We start from the raw sequence: 18,227 nt of genomic DNA on the forward strand, positions 1-18,227 counted from the left end.
TTGTGTCTAGGTTTCTATGCCGATAGAAAGGATAACCGATACAACGGCATCTCCTACTTTAAATTGAATCCGAATACCTTGGAAATCGAAAGTCAAAAGTTCAATCCGTTTTCTGAACAGTTCATGATGGACAAATTTGGTAGGGAAGATGACAAAACGTTGAAAAACTTGGTATTTAAGGGAATGAACATTACGTCCAAGGGAAATATACTTTTCAATGCCGAAGAGTATTTCACCAGTACCAGTACCCAGGCAAACAGCAGTGGTGGCAGGGTGTTGGTAACTAGATATCACCACAACGACATCGTTAGTGCCAAACTGAGCGGGGAGGGCGACTTGATCTGGGCCGAAATATCAACAAGACCGAAGTTACCCAAGGCGATGGGGCCTACGCCTCGTACAGTTCCCTCACCAAGGACGATACTACCTACTTTTTCATTAGTACCTCGGCCGAAAACCCACAGCAGTTAAGTGACGAACGCATCATGTTCAAACAAGGTTTGAGCAGGAACAGGAACGTGTTTTTGATCAAGTTGGATGAAAATGGCCGCATGAACTATGAAAAGGTTATTGACGATACCGACGCCCGCTTGCCCCTAATGGTTTCCAAGCCTTACATAGATAATCTTCATGATCAACTTAAGTTCTATGCAAAGCGCGGCTCAAAGAAACAATTGATCCAAGTAGCTGTTAAATAATCTTTATTAATGGATATATTCCATATTTTTGGAATAAATCCAATTAATGAATCAAGATGCTATAAAGGGAAGGGGAGCACAGCTAAATACACCCAATAAATTTCTTCAACATATTTACGAGACTCGGGATGATTTTACGGAGTTTTGCCGATTGGAAGGTGAAGCGGCCGATAAAAACAAAACCCAGTACATTCCTATTTTTCCAAAGACAATAGTCAATGAAGTAACGAGTCCCGATGTGGGGATGATGTATTCCATGAACCCCTATCAAGGCTGTGAACACGGTTGTGTGTATTGCTACGCAAGAAATACCCATGAATATTGGGGCTATAGTGCCGGATTGGATTTTGAGCGAAAAATATTGGTTAAGAAAGATGCCCCAAAATTGTTGGAGGCCAAACTTAAAAGTAAATCTTGGAAAGCCTGTACCATTGTACTTTCAGGCAATACGGATTGCTATCAACCCGCGGAACAGAAATTTAAGATCACAAGGGCCTGTCTTGAGGTTTTTTTGAAGTACAGACATCCGGTGGGGATTATCACCAAAAATGGATTGCTATTAAGGGATTTGGACCTTTTAAATGAATTGAACAACTACGGTTTGATAGGGGTAAACATTTCGGTGACATCTTTGCAGGAAGAAACTCGGCGGATTTTGGAACCTAGAACCGCCTCTATTTCAAAAAGGCTGAAGGCTATAAAAGTATTGTCCGATAACGGCATACCGGTGAATGCGATGTTGGCACCCATCATTCCGGGAATCAATAGCCATGAAATCATGGATTTGGCCAAAGCGGTCTCGGAAAATGGGGCGGTATCCTTTGCCTTTACGGTGGTGCGATTGAATGGTGCCATTGGTGGTATCTTTACCGATTGGATCCGTAAGACCCTACCTGATAGGGCGGACAAGGTGCTCAACCAAATCAAGGAATGCCATGGAGGCACCTTAAACGATAGCCGTTTTGGCATACGAAGTAAGGGCGAAGGGAAGATAGCCACCCAAATCCACGATATGGTCAGGCTCGCCAAGCAGAAATACTTTACGGACAAAACGTTCCCAACATTAAATAATGAATTGCATGCGCAATATAAGACAGGACAATTGAGCCTTTTCTAAGGATTATGGAGAATGAAGCAATGGGTATTCTATGTCTAAATTGAATGAAAAGAACTTGTTTTTAACTCAGTTCTTTGTTGTTAGCTGACCTTTTCATTCAATTTTGAATTGTAGTTTCTCATGTGTTTTTGTCGCTATGATTTTTCCATTTTCACCTAGAATATGAGAATATAGAATTTTTGAATCGTCAAGTGAATTCTTTATTACCATCCTGTATTCCTTTTGATACTTGTGAATGTCTTTTTTTACAAAAGGATTCAATTCAATTCTGCCTTCTCTATTTAAATCTTCATAAGTAACTGTTTTAGCGGATAATTGAATATTGTCTTTTTCAGCATACTCAAATACACTATCTATAAACATTTTGGGGTTTGATATTACTAGGGCGTGTCCTCCAAAATTTGACATTCTTTCGTCTACCTCAAAAATGTCTGAGCGTTCAAAATCCTTATTCGTGACAGCATAAAAACTACATGTCAAATAGTTATGATTAAACTGGGTTAGCTTAGTCAAGGTGCCAGGAACGCTTCTAAATTTAAATTCCCCGTGCTTTGGATGATTAAGGGTTGTTTGAATATTTTTTAGATTTTCAATCCATATAGCTCCTTCATTACTGTCTCCTTGTGCCTCGTTAAGCTTTTTAATTTGATTGAATGCTTTGGCTGCTTTGAAATAAAGCTCGCCTTTATTACGAAGAGATTCCAAATATTTCTTTTGTCCGAATTTAATTAAGAATAAAATACGCTCAGATTGACTCATATTACCGCTTTGGCTTAATCAGAACGCCGTGCTATGTACGCCACCTGCGTTAGAAGTGGGCGAGTTGATGCGCTAGTGGCGAATTTTATGGAAATATAGTGAAAACCTGTAACGATGGTTCAGTTATCTCGGCATCTTTTGTGTAAACCACTTGCCCATTGAAAATGGTCATTTCCACCTGGGTGTCCAATAATGTATCCTCCGGTACGGTCATTAGGTCTTGGTCAAAAATGGTAAAGTCGGCCAATTTTCCTTCGGTTATGGAACCTTTAATGCCTTCTTCAAAGGCGCCATAGGCGGCATCGAGGGTATAGGATCGTAATGCTTGTTCCCGGGTCATTTTCTGTCCAGGTTCATAACCCCCTTCAGGATTCCCTTCAAGGGTTTTCCGTGTAACGCTCGCATAATAGCTCGCAATGGGGTTCAAGGGTTCCACGGGAACATCGGTACCGTTAACCACCGGAATCCCACTTTGTAAAAGGGCCTGCCACATATAGGCACCTTCCTTGATACGCTTTTCTCCCAAACGGTCTATCGCCCAAGGTCGATCAGAGGACAAGTGAACGGCCTGCATAGCGGGTATGACCCCAAGCTCTGCAAACCTAGGAATATCGTCCGGGTGTAAATGTTGGGCATGCTCGATCCGAAACCTGTTGTCATTGACCATCTGTGGTTTTTCCTTGAAGGCCGCTTCATAGCGGTCCAAGATCTCACGATTGGCGCGATCACCAATGGCGTGGGAACACACCTGAAAGCCATGTTCCAATCCGTTCAAGGATGTTTCCTTTACAAATTCCATCGGTAAGGTCTCATGGCCATAATGATCGGGCCGATCGGAGTAGGGTTCCAACAACCAGGCACCTCTAGATCCCAAAGCCCCATCACAATTCAGTTTAATGGAACGTATCGTAAAAAGATGTTCCGGATCTACGCTGGGTCCCTTTTCATACCATTCGTTGAGGAGTTCTTTGTCCCATCCCGTCAGCATGGCGTACATGCGTATGCCCATTTTGCCTTCGGCCTTCATGGTATCATAGAGTGCGATGGTTTCCCTCCCAATACCGGCATCGTGGAAACCTGTGATACCGTTCCGGTGACAAGCAGCCACGGCCAATTCAAAGGCTTGGATGTCCTTCTCCGGGGTGTTCTCCGGGATGTGTTGGGTGATAAGGGTCATGGCACGTTCGTTGAAAACCCCTGTTGGGAGGCCTAAGTCATCCACGATTACTTCGCCTCCTTCCACGGAGAGGGCATCCATGTTTTCTGTACCCATCAATTGAAGTCCGGCCAATTCCATCGCCTTGGCATTGGCGAAACCAGCGTGTCCACTGGCATGTCTTAGGTACACCGGGTTGTGCGGGGAAACGGCACTGAGTGCTTCATGGGTGGGGAAACCTAAAACGCTGTTTTCAGGCAGTTGATCCCATTTGCTCGCGGTGCCAACCCCGTCCTGTAATCCACTCACCGGGCTTTGCCTTGTCGACAGCATCGGCAACGGCATCTATAATTTCCTGAAAGCTTTTGGTATTGATAAGGTCCAGGTTGAGTTCATTATAACCGAGACCCATAAAATGCCCATGCCCCTCAATCAGTCCGGGAGTCATGGTCTTACCTTCAAGATTTATTTCCTGGGTCTCCGGGCCTCGTAGTTTTTCGGCATTTTCCAAACTTCCGGAATATAGAATCCTGTTGTCTAAAGTTACCACAGCTTCAACCACAGGATTTAGGGAATCCATAGTATAAATGGGGCCACCGTGAATTAATAGGGTACCCACCTGCTTCTTTTCACTTGAACATGATAGTATAACGAGACCAAGGAATACATGGCAAGAAATCAGTAGCAGCTTTTGAAAGGCATTCATATGTAAGATTCTCATATAGTTTAGTTATTTGGTTGACTAGAATGATGTTAACATCCGAATTGTTTTATTCGAAATCAAGGTAATAATCAAAGAAAGGTAACATTTGTTGGGGAATACGACCATCTTTGGTGTATATATTATTGGTATGTGTACCAATATATTCTTCTGCAAAATGTTTTACTCCTACATTCTCCAATCGTTGACTAAACATTTTACATTGTATGGTAAAGCGTTCCCCTGCATTGCGCCCCCAATCGAGTTTAATGGCCCTAAGCTTTTTTAGATTTTCAAGATACTCATCGATCATGTGAACGGGCATGTGCGAATACCATTTTTCGAGCGCTTCAGGATTTGCCACTATTTCCTCATTTATATATTCAAAAGGCGGATCAAAATAAAAGGGAGGTTTGTTTGGGTTAGGAGACCAAGACCTGCCAAAGGCCAAAATGACCTTTCCGAAATAAGATTTTGAGAGATCTGGTATCGTTTTCATTTTTGAAAACTCCACATACGTATCGCTATTGGGACCATATTCTCGTACTATAGTTAGTGCTCCTGGACTTAATGCATAAACGGTTTCAAAAATATCCGGGTGTTTCATGGCAATTTTTAAAGCACCGTATCCTCCCATACTATGTCCTGTAATTCCGCGACTCCCCGGTTTGGCCAAGGTCCTGTAGTTCTTGTCCATATGGGACACCAAATCGAAAGCTGTAAAATCCTCCCAGTTGCCAAAAACACCCGTATTGGAATAAAAGCTACCATCGTAGGTAGTTTTCTCATCCGGGATTACCAAAATAAAAGGATCGATTTTATCGGCAACAATACTATAGTCCAAGAGGTCTTTCATGTAATCCATAAGCGTATGATCATTGAGGAATCCATGAAGAAAATATATGACGGGGTATTGGGTTTCAGAAGACTCATAATTTGGGGGCAAATAAATCGATACCGCCCTTGTAGGGTTTTCACCAAAATCATTTTCCAAGTTTTTGGAGTAGATAGAATCAATAACTACGGTGCCCTTTATTCCTTCCTGTGAAACAAGAATACCTGATATGGTTAGGAAGAGTAGAAAAAATACCTTTTTCATTTTTATGGTTTTAAAAAGTTACGTCCAATAAATAGGCCCCAAGTGTTTTTCCGTGTTTGTCCAGGGTAGTGGAGGAGGTAACCCCACCTCCAAGGGCATCATACATTACAAAATTTAATGCTCCAAGATGTGGAAGGTCATAGCGCTTTACCTCACCCAAAACCTGATTCCCAAACCACTGCTTTACAAATTCGGGAGTTAATTTTTCCGATACTTTTTCAAAATCCTTCGTATCATAGACTGTTACGGAAACATTGCTGATATTTCCTTTGTCCCCGATCCTAACATGTGCAATTTCCCATAACTTCATGGCTACGTATTTTTGTAAAGTATAGTAATAGTAAAATCATCTTTAGGAATTAAAATGGACGCAATGGAAATAATTTCATCTACTTTCTTGGTTGCACCACCTCCACCATAGGGTCCATTGGTATATAACGTCTCTACTTCATTTGCAATTAGTTGAGCGTGCTCTTTTGTATCTGTTTTTGCCGATATCCGTAGTCGAACCTCATTGATTTCATTTGGGATTTTTCCATCGTCGAACAAGGAATTTATGCCGATGAGATCACATCGTAATCCGGAAATGGGGTATGTCACTTTTTTCAGCCTTTTTTCCACTATTTCTTGTGCCAATAGAGCACGGGCTATGCAGTTGGATCCGCCATAACTGATTTGTCCTTCCCCAATAAACCCATTCAAATAGCCAACACTTGTTTTGTAAGTAGTCGTGGCAGTTTTTCCTGAGGCTCCGGAAAAAGCAATTTTATCTTTTTCAATTTCTTTAAAGTCCACCTTTGAAAAATCAGCGGTACAATCTGGAGTAATATAATTTGCAGGATCATGAATTTCATAGAGCAACTGTTCTGTACAGGTGGCCCTTGTGACCATACCGCCACTGTTTTCCAATTTGGTGATAAAACCTTCCCCGGATTCATTAATCTCTACTAAGGGAAAACCTAAATTCCGAGAGATTTGGCACCTCCTTGACCCCCGGATCTGCAAAATATCCCCCGGTAACTTGTCCAGCACATTCCAACAAATGGCCTATCATGGTTCCTACACCCATTTTTTTCCAATCGGATGTTCCCCATTCAAACTCATACATCATTGGCGCTAAAAATAGGGAAGGGTCGGCCACTCTTCCTGTAATGATGATATCGGCATCATTTTCTAGTGCTTCTACGATACCCTCATGGCCAAGATAAGCATTAGCGGAAAATAGGTCTTTTTCAATTTTCGATAGTGGCTCTCCGGTTTCGATAACACTATTTTTATCGTAATCTTGAATTCTATCGGATATATCATCCCCTAGGACAGCGGCTATTTTTAAGTTTTTAAGACCCAGTTGAGTGGCCAATTTCGCAACCTTCTCCATAGCCGTTTTTGGATTGGCAGCCCCCATATTCGTAATGACCTTAATAGAATGTTTATGGGCCAATGGGAGTACTTTTTCCATCCGATATAGTAGCAAGTCGTTATAGCCTTTTTCGGGATTGGCTTTTTTGGCCTTTTGCGCCAAGGCGATGGTTCTTTCAGCAAGACCTTCAAAACAGATGTAATCAAGATTCCCATATTTCATTAGGTCCAGGGCGGGTTCTAAACGATCTCCCGCATAACCAGCTCCACTACCGATTCTAATTCTCTTCATTTTTCACCAGCTTATTGCTCCGATTAGTAATGATAAAATTAATATTACAATAGTGACCAAAAAAGCCAATGGAATTGTCTTTTTTTGATGGTCCCCTAATTCAATACCGGTAAGTCCGATGAGAAGATAGGTGGAACCTGTTAAAGGACTCACAGGAAATCCCGTGGTCATTTGCCCAATAATTGAAGCTCTCCCCACTTCAATGGCCTCAACTCCAAAATGGGAGGCCGTAGTTGATAACAGGGGTAAAATACCAAAATAATAGGAATCAGGATCAAATAATAGGCTAGCGGGCATGGAAAGTACTCCCGTAATAACTGCTAAATGACTACCGATGACATCTCGGAATATAAGTTACGGCACTTTCTGCCATAGCATTTATCATTCCTGATCCTTTTAATATTCCCGTAAAACATCCAGCGGCAAATAAAATACTAGCCATCAAGAGGGCGGCCTTGGCATGTGCATTAATTCGCTCGCCTTGTTCCTTTGGATTTGGATAATTAATGATCAATGAAATGGCAAAAGCTACCATGAAGATGATATGTGGCGGAGCTATGCCACTGATCAAAATCGCCACGGCCAATAACACCAGTGCAATATTGAAATAGTATAACCGGGGCCGTTCCAACCCAGTATCGACTTCGGGTACGGATGTTGCTTCATCAGTCTGTATCGATTTCACAACACGTTCTTTTTTCCCGAGGAAATAAGATATAATCAGCACGGTTAAAAGTCCACCAATAACTGGGATCAATAAGGGGTTGAATAATTCGGTGACATTTACTTCCGAAGCAGTTGCCGCACGTATGGTGGATCCACCCCAAGGTAGTATATTCATGGTGCCCGCAGCCAAAGCCGCAATGGTAGCCAAGGTTGTTCTTTTCATCTGTAGGGTATCGTATAATGGAAGAAGTGCAGGAATCGTGACTAAAAAAGTAACTGCTCCCGAACCATCCAAATGCACCGCCATTGCCAAAAGCGCCGTTGCCACCGCAACTCGTGAAGGGTTATTTCCTGCGAATTTTAATAAAGCTTTTATTAATGGCTTAAACGTTCCTGCATCGGTTAAGATTCCAAAAAACAAAATGGCAAAAATGAACATGACCCCTGTAGGAGCAATTGATTTTAAACCTTCCGTAACAAAGGTGATAATTTCAGTAGTAAAGCCACCCAAAAGAGCCGTTATGATGGGAACGATAATTAAGGCAACCACGGCGGCCATCTTCTTGCTCATTACCAAAAATAATAATCCTATAATTGTGAGTAGCCCCAACCAAGCTAGCATGAATACAAGGTTTTTAAGATGATGTTTATTACTATTTGGAACATTCCAAATTATTCTAAATGTAACAAAAGCCATGACGCGTGTCACGGCTTTTGTTATTTATGAAAAAGAAATAGGTTAACTAAGCTCCCATCCTTTACGGTAACTACCTTTTACCCATTCATTTGCTTTATCCCAATTGGTAACCCGCATATTATCACCGTCCCAAAGGATTTTGCGTCTGCCCGGATATTCAAATGGGTCCCAGTCACCCAGTTGTTTTCCTTCTTTCAATTTTTTATACTGGAAAGCCTTAATGGCCAAATTACCCATCAATACGGCTTCGGTCAAGGGCCCGGAGCGTTCAAATCTCGATGAAGTTTCAACACCCTGTAGACAACCTTCTACAAAGTTCCTTTGATGACCTCCTGTATCACCCTCAATTCGTGTTAAATATGGTTTAGGTGGTGTCATCAATTCCATCGTAGTAGAGGGTAATAATCGTGCATTCCTGGAATAGGTATCACACACCGAATACCTCCGGTTCCATAGAAAATACTTCCTCCTCCACCATCTCCTATAGTTTCGCCGTCCTTCAATTCATCTCGGAAGGTCGGGCAGCAATCCGCCGTCATACCAATTTAATGCGATATCGCCATGTTCCGGTGTGTTGAATTTTAATCGTACAATGGACGAAGCTGGGCAAGATTGGCTGTAATCTGCCTCTACAAAATCACCCACCCAGTTCGTTGTGCAACTTGCCTCCGCTTCGGTAGGATATCCTAGTTCCAAAACACTAAATGGAGTTTCCATAATATGGCAACCCATATCGCCTAAAGCTCCTGTTCCAAAATCCCGTAAACCTCTCCACTTAAAGGGCAGGTAGGCATCATTGTAATCTCTCATTTCCGCAACCCCCAACCATAGGTCCCAATCCAGGCCTTTTGGAATACGGTCTTTGCCTTGAGGTACAGGTACACCTTGTGGCCAAACAGGTCTATTGATCCAACAATCTACTTTGTATACTTTTCCTATAATGCCCGAATCTATCCACTCTTTGGCTTCTCGGCTTCCATCACTGGATGCTCCTTGGTTACCCATTTGGGTAACGATACCATTTTCCTTGGCGACTTGGGTCATCATTCTCGCTTCATTAATATTATGCGTCAGCGGTTTTTCCACATAGGCATGTTTTTTTGCCCTCATGAACGGCAAAGCTATTGTAGCATGCATGTGATCTGGAGTGGCCACCATAATGGCGTCCATATCATTTAAATGTTTGTCATAGACTTTTCTGAAGTCCTTGTATTTTTTGACATCCGGGAAATTGGCATAGGTTTCTGCGGCCCTTCTGTCATCTACATCGCAAAAGGATACGAATTTCACTTTTTGGGTTTCGTTAAGGCCTTGGATTACACTGGCACCTCTACCCCCTACACCAAAAGCGCCAATGTACAATGTGTCGCTTGGTGGAACATGGTTTTTACCCATTACAAAACTGGGTACTATACTAAATGCCGTGGAGGCGGCAACCGTATTTTTTATAAATTTTCTTCTTTGCATGTTATACTAAAATTTAACTGAGCTTGGAAGGTACAAAAAATTGACTTTTTATGTAAGCCTTGTGGTTTTTATTAAACCCATAAAATGAACAGCTAAAATTTTGGATTTCCGCAATAGAACGGAGGAAATCTTCATATAGCACATAAGGGATTGACGGATCTTAATCTATCACAAATTCTTACCTAAAAGTTAAAGAATGCCTTTTTACATAAATAAATCTTAAAGGGTAATCCAGAATGCGATTTGTGACCGTATAACCCCTAGAACAAATCGAAAACACAAATGAAATCTGAAAATACTATTACACCTGAATTACATCGTACCAATCGTAGTGACGCTACCCCTAGTTTTAAGAATGGATTTTTAATCAAAACTAGAATACAATCTTTTATTCAAAACGCAAATGCATGGGGCGTTTTTGTAATGGGGAGTACTTTTGTTTTAATGATAGCTTCCATTTACGTGATGTATGTCTTGCAGACGGATTATGACCAATTCAATCAAGACCGAATGAGTACTACCTTCGGGATGATTTTTATGTTCATCGCCGCAGGTCTTTTTGCCTTTAAAGCTGGATTTTTTGTTTACACATTATATCGATATTTCCGTTACAAGGCGATTGATTCAGTATCCGATGAGGAATTACCAACCTGTACGGTAATCGTTCCTGCTTATAATGAAGGAAAACAAGTGTATGCCACTTTAAAAAGTTTGGCGGCAAGTGATTATCCAGAAGGAAAATTACAACTACTATCCATTGATGATGGTAGCAAAGATGATACTTGGTATTGGATGCAAGAGGCAAAAAAGGTCCTAGGAGACCGTGTGTCCATATGTCAGCAGCCAAAAAATATGGGCAAAAGACATGCTTTGTACCGCGGTTTTAATGAAGGTACAGGGGATGTGTTTGTTACGGTAGATAGTGATTCCATAGTTGATAGGGACACGCTAAGAAATTTGGTGAGCCCATTTGTGACCAACGAAAAATGCGGTGCCGTTGCTGGTAATATTAGGGTGCTTAACAATAAAAATGCCCTGATTCCAAAGATGTTGGACGTTAGTTTTACGTTGAGTTTTGAATTTGTAAGGTCTGCAGAAAGTAGTTTAAACTCTGTACTGTGTACACCAGGTGCACTTGCAGCCTACAGGAGAACGGCTGTGTTTGGTTGTTTGAACGATTGGATTAACCGGACGTTTATGGGACAACCTTCGGATATTGGTGAGGACAGAGCTATGACCAATATGATTTTAAAACAAGGCTATCACGTTTTGTTTCAAAGAAATGCCTATGCCTATACCAATGTTCCTGAAAAATATAAGGGGCTTTATAAGATGTTCATCCGTTGGGGAAGAAGCAACGTAAGAGAGAATATAGAAATGTCCAAATATGTCTTCAAAAACTTTCGTGAGGGTACTAAGGCAGGGACAAGATTGCTGTTCTTTAGTCAGGCGACCAAGATTGTGATGAGTTATCCATTCTTGTTATTCATGCTGTACTTTGTGGTAACCCATCCATTATTATTTGTTAGTTCTACTTTGTTCAGCATCTTGGTTTTATCCACATTTCCCGTAATATTCTATGCGAAGCGATATAATTTTATAGAATCTTTACGGGCATATTCTTACAGTATCATGTATACGTTTGGTTTGTTCCGGATTACTCCGTATGCTATTGCCACTGCCAATAGAAGAGGTTGGTTAACTAGGGGATAGACTGGAAAGAACCATTTTAAACGTAAATACATAAAAAAGGAGCCGGTTGTCAAAACCGGCTCCTTTTTTTATTGTTTGGACTTCACTGTTAAAGGATTCCATTCTTTGTAAAACTGCTCTAAATAATCCAACATGAACTGATGCCTTTCTTCGGCCAGTTTTTTGCCGGTTTGCGTATTCATTTTATCTTTAAGAAGTAACAATTTTTCATAGAAATGATTGATGGTGGGTGAGGTAGATTTTTTATAGGCCTCTTTGCTCAATTTCAAATTAGGGGCAATCTCCGGATTATACAGTTCCCTATTTTTAAACCCTCCATAATTAAATGCTCTTGCTATACCGATTGCACCTATGGCATCTAAACGGTCGGCATCCTGAACCACTTGAAGTTCCTTGGAGTTGAATGATTTCTTTTTGGATGTCCCTAAACTGTTTTTAAAGGAAATGTGCTTTATTATTTTAACAACATGGGTTATTACCTTTTTTTTGACCCTTAATGATTGAAGAAAGTCAGCGGCCATTTGTGGCCCAATACTTTCATCTCCATCATGAAATTTGGCATCGGCAATATCATGCAATAGTGCCCCTAAACTCACCACTAGAATATCTACTTCTTCGTCTTTGGCAATGAACATGGCATTTTGGAAGACTCTTTTTATGTGGAACCAATCATGTCCACCCTCGGCATTTTGCAAAGCTTCCTTCACGAAAATAATGGTTTCCTCTACTATTTCGGTGTTGCTCATTTAAAGGAATTTATTCCGAAACTACGGCAGCTTCCGCCCTGGCGAGCAATCCATCAAAGTCTCCATCATTTTCAAAAGGTTCATGGACATCAAAAGACACCTTTGCTCCCAGCCCCATAGGGAATTTACCAAACTGAACCAATTTCCATGAATTATTAATACTTATAGGGACAATCAATGCCGATGGTGCCTTTTTCATAAGCATCTTTAGTCCCATAGGCTTAAATGGTTTCGGGTGGCCGTCCCTGCTTCCGGTTCCTTCGGGAAAAATAACGGCGGTCCTTTTATATTTCTCTATGTACGCCCCAAGTTTGCCAATTTCCATTAAGGAAGCTTTTGCATCCTTTCTATCTATTAAAACGGAACCACCATGCCTTAAGTTGAAGGAGACGCTGGGAATGCCCTTGCCCAGCTCTTTTTTGCTCACAAACTTTGGGTGATGCTTTCTCATATACCATATAATAGGTGGAATATCGTACATACTTTGATGGTTGGTAACGATAATCAGCGGTCTGTCCGTAGGAATAGAATAGGGGTTCGTGAACCTATAGGTTGTTCCTAGGATATTAGTGGAACGCATAAGCGACCAATTGAGCAAACTGACGGTTTTTTTAATACCAGGATATCCAAAAAGCTTTAAACCCAACCGAGAGGATTGGATGAAAAACGACCAATGTCAACCCAAAGGCAATAAAGAAAAACGGGGTTACAATATAGGATAGCGTCTTTTGCATGCTACAAAAATAAAAAACCGCTCTGGTAAGAGCGGTGATTCACAATTAAAATAAGTAATCGTTAGTAATAATTATACTAACAGAATTCGTTATAGGCCTGAACCAGGTTTTCTGCAATCATTTCTGCAGGCCTCCCTTCTATATGATGACGTTCTATCATATGCACCAATTCACCATCTTTGAACAAAGCCATTGAAGGGGAGGAAGGTGGAAATGGGATCATCAAATTTCGGCAGCATTGACAGCTTCAGTGTCCACACCAGCAAAAACGGTTACTGTATGGTCAGGGGTTTTGTCATTCTGTAAACTCATTTTTGCCGCAGGTCTCGCATTAGCAGCAGCACATCCACATACTGAATTAACAACCACTAGCGTGGTTCCTTGCTGCTTGATGGCATTTTCGACCGCTTCGGCCGTATATAATTCTTCAAACCCGGCAGAAGCCAAGTCATCTCTCATAGGTTTTACTAATTCCGCAGGATACATAGTATTATTTTTTTATTAATCTGAACAACAAAGATAATTAATTTGACCTATTTTCTTGGAGACCTTAACTTTTCCTTAGTCTTCCATTTTCTACCTAATATCATATCTTTGGCAATTATCAAATCATAGCAATGATTAAATGGATCGGGGCCTTTGTAGGCTTTTTTATAAGAGGGTTTGCAGGCGCTATTTTGGGTTTTTTTGTAGGTAGTGCCCTTGACAGTCTTTTTGGCTCTAAAACCGGTCAAGCACAGACCATTTTCAGGGATTATACAAGACCAAATGTTTCACCGGCCGATTTTGAACTGAACCTATTATCCCTATGTTCCATTGTCATAAAGGCCGATGGACAAGTAAGCCAACAGGAAATGGATTATGTTAGGCAGTATTTTGTGGGAACCTATGGCAAGGAGAAGGCAAATGCCATTTTTAGGACCTTCAACGACATTACCAAAAAAAGGGAGATTTCAGCCCAGCGGATAAGTAGTTTTTTGGCACAAAGAACACGTTACGAAGTACGGCTTCAATTACTACATTTTCTGTTCGGTATAGCTCAGGCCGATGGAAACGTTAGTACACCTGAAATAAATAAAATCCGAGAAATTTCTCGGCTATTTACGAGTATCCCATCGAGATTTTGAAAGTATTATGGCCATGTTCATTAAATCGGCTGACAACTCCTATAAAATCCTTGAAATAGATAAATCGGCATCCAACGAGGAGGTAAAAAAGGCCTATAGGGCAATGGCAAAAAAATACCATCCGAGACCGAGTGAATACACAGGATGAGGCCATAAAAAGGGGTGCGGAGGAAAAGTTCAAACAAGTTCAGCTTGCTTATGAAACCATTCAAAAAGAAAGGGGAATCAACTAAATTATAAAAGGAAATGGAGAATTTTTGGTTCTATATAAATATGGGTCTCAATCATGTTCTAGATCTTAGTGCCTATGACCATATTTTATTTTTATCCGCCTTGGCCATTCCCTTTACATTCAAGAATTGGAAAAAGGTATTGCTGCTGGCTACGGTATTTACGATCACACATTGTCTATCCCTAATGCTTTCGGTATTTGAAATAGTTGTCATGGATGTTTCATTAATAGAATTTTTAATACCGGTGACTATTTTTTTAACTGCTATTTTTAATATAGTGTATCTAAAAAGCTTACAAGGATATAAGAGTATCTTATTACATGTAGTGTCCACGGCTTTCTTTGGTCTAATTCATGGTTTTGGCTTTTCAAACTATTTTAAAATGTTGATTTCTCGGTGAAGATGAAAAATGGACACCTTTATTAGGTTTTGCTACGGGTATCGAGATTTCACAAGTTATTATTGTTATGACGGTACTTTTACTGGCATATGTTTTCCAGACCTTCTTAAAAATAAAACAATCCATATTTGTTCGGTGGCCAGTATTATTGTATTGTTGATTACAATACCTATGTTATACAATACGTTTCCCTGGTAAGGATTGCTAATGTGGTTGTTGGAAGCTTATTCTATATCCTGCCAAATTGTGGGCATATACTTAATAAAATCCAGATGATCTAGTAAAAGTTAAAATTGTCCTTATACTTTTGTAAAGGTTTTTAAAGCGGGTATCTTAGACAATCCAAGCATTTTTGCTTCCGATTACATGAACAAATCGAAACAGGAAAAATATGATAAGGCCTATTTAAGAATGGCCAAGGAGTGGGGTAAATTGTCATACTGCAAAAGAAAACAGGTTGGCGCCATCATCGTAAAAGATCGCATGATCATTTCCGATGGGTATAATGGAACTCCTACCGGTTTTGAGAATTTTTGTGAGGACGAAGGGGGGTATACTAAATGGTATGTACTCCATGCCGAGGCAAACGCTATTTTAAAGGTAGCTTCCTCTACTCAAAGTTGTCAGGGAGCAACCTTATATATAACACTTTCACCTTGCAGGGAATGCAGTAAATTGATACATCAATCTGGCATAAAACGTGTGGTATATCAAATTGCCTATAAGGATGACTCAGGGCTCAGTTTTTTAAAAAGAGCCGGTGTGGAGCTGGAATTTATGCCGCAAATAGAGGATTGACCATAATGAAGAACAAGTATACATATCTTTTGCCTACCATAATTGCCTTAGCATTGGCCATAGGGATTTTTGTTGGCGGTAAACTCAACTTCAATGATACTCCGGAAAAATTATTTACAACGAATTCAAAAAAGGACAAGCTTAATAGACTTATAGATTATATTGACTATGAGTATGTGGACGATGTGAATACAGATAGCATCGTAGATGTTACGGTAAATAGTATTCTTGAAAAACTGGATCCCCACTCCGTTTATATCCCGTAAAAGGAAATGACCAGGGTTTCGGAGAATATGAAGGGCGATTTTGTGGGTATAGGCATCAATTTTTATCCGTATAAGGACACGATATCCGTTATTCGCGCAGTCAAGGATGGACCTAGCTTTGCCAAAGGAATAAAGCCTGGTGATCGTATACTAATGGCAGACAATGACACACTATATGGAAAGAATATGCCAAGTGATGTCATCGTGCAAAAACTGAAAGGCCAAGAAGGATCTCCAGTCCAACTAAAGGTTTATAGAAAGTCCGAAGATAAAATGTTTACCGTAACGGTGACCAGGGGCGTCGTGCCCATTAAAAGCGTTGAATCCTTCTACATGCTTTCGGATGACATAGGATATATAAAGGTCACCAGGTTTGCAGAGTCTACCTATAATGAATTTAAATCTGCCCTTAGACAGCTTCAAAAGGAGGGTGCAAAAAAGTTGGTCTTAGACTTACGGGATAATCCGGGGGGGTACCTTAATATTGCGGAGCAAATGGCGGATGAGTTCCTCGAAGACAATAAACTTATATTATTCACCAAGAACAAAAAGGGAAAAATAGAAAAGACCTATGCCACAGGCAGGGGAAGTTTTGAAGATAAACCTGTATATGTGCTTATCAATGAACGTTCAGCTTCCGCCAGTGAAATTGTTGCAGGAGCCCTCCAAGATAATGACATAGGTACTATTGTTGGTAGAAGATCATTTGGAAAAGGCTTGGTGCAAAGGGAAATGGCTTTGGGCGATGGGTCCGCCGTTCGATTGACAGTATCGAGATATTACACCCCGACGGGAAGAAGCATCCAAAAAAGCTATGCCAATGGTAACAAGGATTACTATGAAAGGTTTACGGAAAGATACCATAGTGGAGAGATGGTTTCCGTAGATAGTATAAAGGTTGCAGACTCCTTAAAATTCACTACTCCCAAGGGGAAAGTTGTTTATGGAGGAGGAGGAATTATCCCGGATGAATTTGTTCCTATTGGTTCAAACGAGGAGGAAGCAGTAGAAAGTATGGATAGTTTGGGATTTTTGTCCTTCTTTGTGTTTGAGCATCTTGACGAAAATAGGGAACTATACTCAGAATATACTGCGGAAGAATTCTTTAGATATTTTAGGGTGGATGATATCCTATTTGAAAAATTTGTGGATTATTCTTTGGACAGGAACCTGAAAATGAATTTTTATGATTTTGAGGACAGCATCAAGCTTTATCTAAAAGCTTCCTTAGCTGAGCAATTGTTCGATGCCAACATGCATGCCAAAATAAAAAGTGTAGAAGACCCTATGCTATTAAAAGTCTTGGAATTAGACAATCCTATCATAAAACAAGGCGAGGCAGCAACGATAGAATCACAAAACTAATCTTCTTCAAGGTTTTTCTGTATTTTCTTACTGGTATAAAAAATAAGAATCAAAACAATGGCACATAAGGAGGCCATGACCCCAATGATAGCTACGATACTATTCCCTTCAAAAGGATTTTCATAGTCTATTAGTGTTACATTATAGGCGATAAGGGCAACGGCACAAACCACCAATATAATTGATAAAGTCTTGTTCATTTCAATTACTTTAAGTGATAAAAATAAAATCTTTTTTATTGATTGAAAAGCTCGTTTATATTGGCAGCGAATAGCTTAACGGCGATGGCCATTAAGATTACACCAAAAACTTTACGTATAACGTTCACACCTCCCTTACCAAGAATTTTTTCAAGTTTTACGGAGGATTTTAGGACAAGATATACGAAGATTATATTAATAATGATGGATACGATGATATTCTCAACGTAATATTCTGCTCTTAAAGAGAGCAAGGAAGTCAAGGTGCCTGCACCTGCAATCAAGGGAAAGGCAATAGGTACAATGGAGGCACTTTCCGGCTCATCGTCCTTATAAATGGTAATGCCTAATATCATTTCAATGGCTAGAAAGAATATAATAAAAGCACCGGCCACGGCAAAAGAATTCACATCGATACCGATGAGGTTTAAGATTTCTTCACCTAGGAATAAAAAGGCTACCATGATACAGGCAGCTACTATCGAGGCCTTTTCAGATTGAATATGCCCCACTTTTTTTCGCAGGCCAATGATAATAGGGATGCTTCCCAAAATATCGATAACGGCAAACAACACCATACTTGCAGTTGCAATCTCCCTTAAGTTGAAATGAAATGTCATTCTTAAAAATTTATG

At 40.4% G+C, this 18,227-nt stretch carries 20 protein-coding genes and 4 pseudogenes; 9 read left to right on the forward strand and 15 right to left on the reverse strand.

What is annotated here, in order from left to right; all coding sequences use genetic code 11:
* Genes NYZ99_RS00200 through NYZ99_RS00210 form a run of 3 tightly spaced genes read left to right on the forward strand, consistent with a single transcriptional unit; the run spans position 1 to position 1,815 of the window.
* Complete coding sequence (locus NYZ99_RS00200; RefSeq protein WP_260572964.1) at positions 1-471, forward strand: hypothetical protein; 471 nt, start codon at positions 1-3, stop codon at positions 469-471.
* 14 nt (positions 472-485) lie between these two features.
* Positions 486-698 (forward strand): hypothetical protein, encoded by a 213-nt coding sequence (locus NYZ99_RS00205; RefSeq protein ID WP_260572965.1) that lies wholly within the window; start codon positions 486-488, stop codon positions 696-698.
* Between the two features lie 46 nt (positions 699-744).
* Positions 745-1,815: a PA0069 family radical SAM protein gene (locus tag NYZ99_RS00210; RefSeq protein WP_260572966.1), complete on the forward strand. Its 1,071-nt coding sequence runs from the start codon at positions 745-747 to the stop codon at positions 1,813-1,815.
* 93 nt (positions 1,816-1,908) lie between these two features.
* Here the strand turns inward: NYZ99_RS00210 and NYZ99_RS00215 are convergent, their stop codons facing one another.
* The 10 genes and pseudogenes from NYZ99_RS00215 to NYZ99_RS00260 form a co-directional block, all read right to left on the reverse strand.
* Positions 1,909-2,574 carry a hypothetical protein gene (locus NYZ99_RS00215; RefSeq protein ID WP_260572967.1) on the reverse strand — a complete coding sequence of 222 codons (666 nt, stop codon included), beginning with the start codon at positions 2,572-2,574 and terminating at the stop codon, positions 1,909-1,911.
* A gap of 85 nt (positions 2,575-2,659) precedes the next feature.
* On the reverse strand, positions 2,660-4,039 hold the full coding sequence (locus NYZ99_RS00220) for an amidohydrolase (RefSeq protein ID WP_260572968.1): 1,380 nt from the start codon (positions 4,037-4,039) through the stop codon (positions 2,660-2,662).
* Complete coding sequence (locus tag NYZ99_RS00225) at positions 3,984-4,451, reverse strand: amidohydrolase family protein (protein WP_260572969.1); 468 nt, start codon at positions 4,449-4,451, stop codon at positions 3,984-3,986. The genes NYZ99_RS00220 and NYZ99_RS00225 overlap by 56 nt, the downstream gene beginning before the upstream one ends.
* 49 nt (positions 4,452-4,500) lie before the next feature.
* Positions 4,501-5,529 (reverse strand): alpha/beta hydrolase, encoded by a 1,029-nt coding sequence (locus NYZ99_RS00230; RefSeq protein WP_260572970.1) that lies wholly within the window; start codon positions 5,527-5,529, stop codon positions 4,501-4,503.
* A 10-nt stretch (positions 5,530-5,539) separates the two neighbouring features.
* A complete protein-coding gene (locus tag NYZ99_RS00235; RefSeq protein ID WP_260572971.1) occupies positions 5,540-5,839 on the reverse strand; it encodes an AtuA-related protein in 300 nt (99 codons plus the stop codon).
* A gap of 2 nt (positions 5,840-5,841) precedes the next feature.
* Positions 5,842-6,420, reverse strand: coding sequence for an acyclic terpene utilization AtuA family protein (locus NYZ99_RS00240; RefSeq protein WP_420845154.1), 579 nt, complete (start codon positions 6,418-6,420; stop codon positions 5,842-5,844).
* A gap of 46 nt (positions 6,421-6,466) precedes the next feature.
* A complete protein-coding gene (locus tag NYZ99_RS00245) occupies positions 6,467-7,180 on the reverse strand; it encodes an acyclic terpene utilization AtuA family protein (protein ID WP_260572973.1) in 714 nt (237 codons plus the stop codon).
* A 3-nt stretch (positions 7,181-7,183) separates the two neighbouring features.
* Positions 7,184-7,477, reverse strand: a complete 294-nt coding sequence (locus tag NYZ99_RS00250; RefSeq protein WP_260572974.1) for a transporter permease — start codon at positions 7,475-7,477, stop codon at positions 7,184-7,186.
* 31 nt (positions 7,478-7,508) lie between these two features.
* The gene (locus NYZ99_RS00255; RefSeq protein ID WP_260572975.1) at positions 7,509-8,468 is read right to left on the reverse strand and encodes a citrate:proton symporter; all 960 of its coding nucleotides are present in this window, start codon (positions 8,466-8,468) and stop codon (positions 7,509-7,511) included.
* Positions 8,469-8,585: 117 nt separating this feature from the next.
* Positions 8,586-10,010 (reverse strand): annotated as a pseudogene (locus NYZ99_RS00260) (Gfo/Idh/MocA family protein).
* A 282-nt stretch (positions 10,011-10,292) separates the two neighbouring features.
* On the opposite strand from NYZ99_RS00260, the gene NYZ99_RS00265 reads away from it, so the two are divergent.
* A complete protein-coding gene (locus tag NYZ99_RS00265; protein ID WP_260572976.1) occupies positions 10,293-11,723 on the forward strand; it encodes a glycosyltransferase family 2 protein in 1,431 nt (476 codons plus the stop codon).
* A 68-nt stretch (positions 11,724-11,791) separates the two neighbouring features.
* Here NYZ99_RS00265 and NYZ99_RS00270 read toward each other — a convergent pair whose 3' ends face one another.
* From NYZ99_RS00270 to NYZ99_RS00280, 3 genes and pseudogenes are all read right to left on the reverse strand, one after another.
* Positions 11,792-12,469, reverse strand: coding sequence for an HD domain-containing protein (locus NYZ99_RS00270; RefSeq protein WP_260572977.1), 678 nt, complete (start codon positions 12,467-12,469; stop codon positions 11,792-11,794).
* A 10-nt stretch (positions 12,470-12,479) separates the two neighbouring features.
* Complete coding sequence (locus NYZ99_RS00275) at positions 12,480-13,115, reverse strand: lysophospholipid acyltransferase family protein (protein ID WP_338039196.1); 636 nt, start codon at positions 13,113-13,115, stop codon at positions 12,480-12,482.
* Between the two features lie 164 nt (positions 13,116-13,279).
* Positions 13,280-13,689 (reverse strand): annotated as a pseudogene (locus tag NYZ99_RS00280) (BrxA/BrxB family bacilliredoxin).
* 131 nt (positions 13,690-13,820) lie between these two features.
* On the opposite strand from NYZ99_RS00280, the pseudogene NYZ99_RS00285 reads away from it, so the two are divergent.
* The 5 genes and pseudogenes from NYZ99_RS00285 (at position 13,821) to NYZ99_RS00300 (ending at position 17,392) form a co-directional block, all read left to right on the forward strand.
* Positions 13,821-14,563 (forward strand): annotated as a pseudogene (locus NYZ99_RS00285) (TerB family tellurite resistance protein).
* A gap of 13 nt (positions 14,564-14,576) precedes the next feature.
* Entirely contained in the window at positions 14,577-14,963 is a 387-nt protein-coding gene (locus NYZ99_RS00290) for a HupE/UreJ family protein (RefSeq protein ID WP_338039197.1), read from the forward strand.
* Between the two features lie 40 nt (positions 14,964-15,003).
* Positions 15,004-15,123 carry a hypothetical protein gene (locus tag NYZ99_RS20845; RefSeq protein ID WP_338039474.1) on the forward strand — a complete coding sequence of 40 codons (120 nt, stop codon included), beginning with the start codon at positions 15,004-15,006 and terminating at the stop codon, positions 15,121-15,123.
* 206 nt (positions 15,124-15,329) lie between these two features.
* The gene (locus NYZ99_RS00295) at positions 15,330-15,761 is read left to right on the forward strand and encodes a deoxycytidylate deaminase (protein WP_260572978.1); all 432 of its coding nucleotides are present in this window, start codon (positions 15,330-15,332) and stop codon (positions 15,759-15,761) included.
* 5 nt (positions 15,762-15,766) lie between these two features.
* Positions 15,767-17,392: pseudogene (locus NYZ99_RS00300) on the forward strand (S41 family peptidase).
* On the opposite strand, the gene NYZ99_RS00305 reads toward NYZ99_RS00300, so the two are convergent.
* Complete coding sequence (locus NYZ99_RS00305; protein ID WP_260572979.1) at positions 17,389-17,592, reverse strand: hypothetical protein; 204 nt, start codon at positions 17,590-17,592, stop codon at positions 17,389-17,391. The pseudogene NYZ99_RS00300 and the gene NYZ99_RS00305 sit on opposite strands and share 4 nt — an antisense overlap.
* A gap of 35 nt (positions 17,593-17,627) precedes the next feature.
* Entirely contained in the window at positions 17,628-18,212 is a 585-nt protein-coding gene (locus NYZ99_RS00310; RefSeq protein WP_260572980.1) for a MarC family protein, read from the reverse strand.
* Positions 18,213-18,227 lie beyond the last annotated feature (15 nt).

Source organism: Maribacter litopenaei (genome assembly GCF_025244665.1).
Classification (GTDB): Bacteria; Bacteroidota; Bacteroidia; order Flavobacteriales; family Flavobacteriaceae; genus Maribacter; species Maribacter litopenaei.

Bases quoted from the DNA above. Each gene is read 5' to 3' on its own strand.
- NYZ99_RS00205 (WP_260572965.1), top strand. From the start codon at position 486: ATGTTCAAACAAGGTTTGAGCAGGAACAGGAACGTGTTTTTGATCAAG.
- NYZ99_RS00210 (WP_260572966.1), top strand. From the start codon at position 745: ATGAATCAAGATGCTATAAAGGGAAGGGGAGCACAGCTAAATACACCC.
- NYZ99_RS00215 (WP_260572967.1), bottom strand. From the start codon at position 2,574: ATGAGTCAATCTGAGCGTATTTTATTCTTAATTAAATTCGGACAAAAG.
- NYZ99_RS00225 (WP_260572969.1), bottom strand. From the start codon at position 4,451: ATGAGAATCTTACATATGAATGCCTTTCAAAAGCTGCTACTGATTTCT.
- NYZ99_RS00230 (WP_260572970.1), bottom strand. From the start codon at position 5,529: ATGAAAAAGGTATTTTTTCTACTCTTCCTAACCATATCAGGTATTCTT.
- NYZ99_RS00235 (WP_260572971.1), bottom strand. From the start codon at position 5,839: ATGAAGTTATGGGAAATTGCACATGTTAGGATCGGGGACAAAGGAAAT.
- NYZ99_RS00240 (WP_420845154.1), bottom strand. From the start codon at position 6,420: ATGGTCACAAGGGCCACCTGTACAGAACAGTTGCTCTATGAAATTCAT.
- NYZ99_RS00245 (WP_260572973.1), bottom strand. From the start codon at position 7,180: ATGAAGAGAATTAGAATCGGTAGTGGAGCTGGTTATGCGGGAGATCGT.
- NYZ99_RS00250 (WP_260572974.1), bottom strand. From the start codon at position 7,477: ATGCCCGCTAGCCTATTATTTGATCCTGATTCCTATTATTTTGGTATT.
- NYZ99_RS00255 (WP_260572975.1), bottom strand. From the start codon at position 8,468: ATGCTAGCTTGGTTGGGGCTACTCACAATTATAGGATTATTATTTTTG.
- NYZ99_RS00265 (WP_260572976.1), top strand. From the start codon at position 10,293: ATGAAATCTGAAAATACTATTACACCTGAATTACATCGTACCAATCGT.
- NYZ99_RS00270 (WP_260572977.1), bottom strand. From the start codon at position 12,469: ATGAGCAACACCGAAATAGTAGAGGAAACCATTATTTTCGTGAAGGAA.
- NYZ99_RS00290 (WP_338039197.1), top strand. From the start codon at position 14,577: ATGGAGAATTTTTGGTTCTATATAAATATGGGTCTCAATCATGTTCTA.
- NYZ99_RS00295 (WP_260572978.1), top strand. From the start codon at position 15,330: ATGAACAAATCGAAACAGGAAAAATATGATAAGGCCTATTTAAGAATG.
- NYZ99_RS00305 (WP_260572979.1), bottom strand. From the start codon at position 17,592: ATGAACAAGACTTTATCAATTATATTGGTGGTTTGTGCCGTTGCCCTT.
- NYZ99_RS00310 (WP_260572980.1), bottom strand. From the start codon at position 18,212: ATGACATTTCATTTCAACTTAAGGGAGATTGCAACTGCAAGTATGGTG.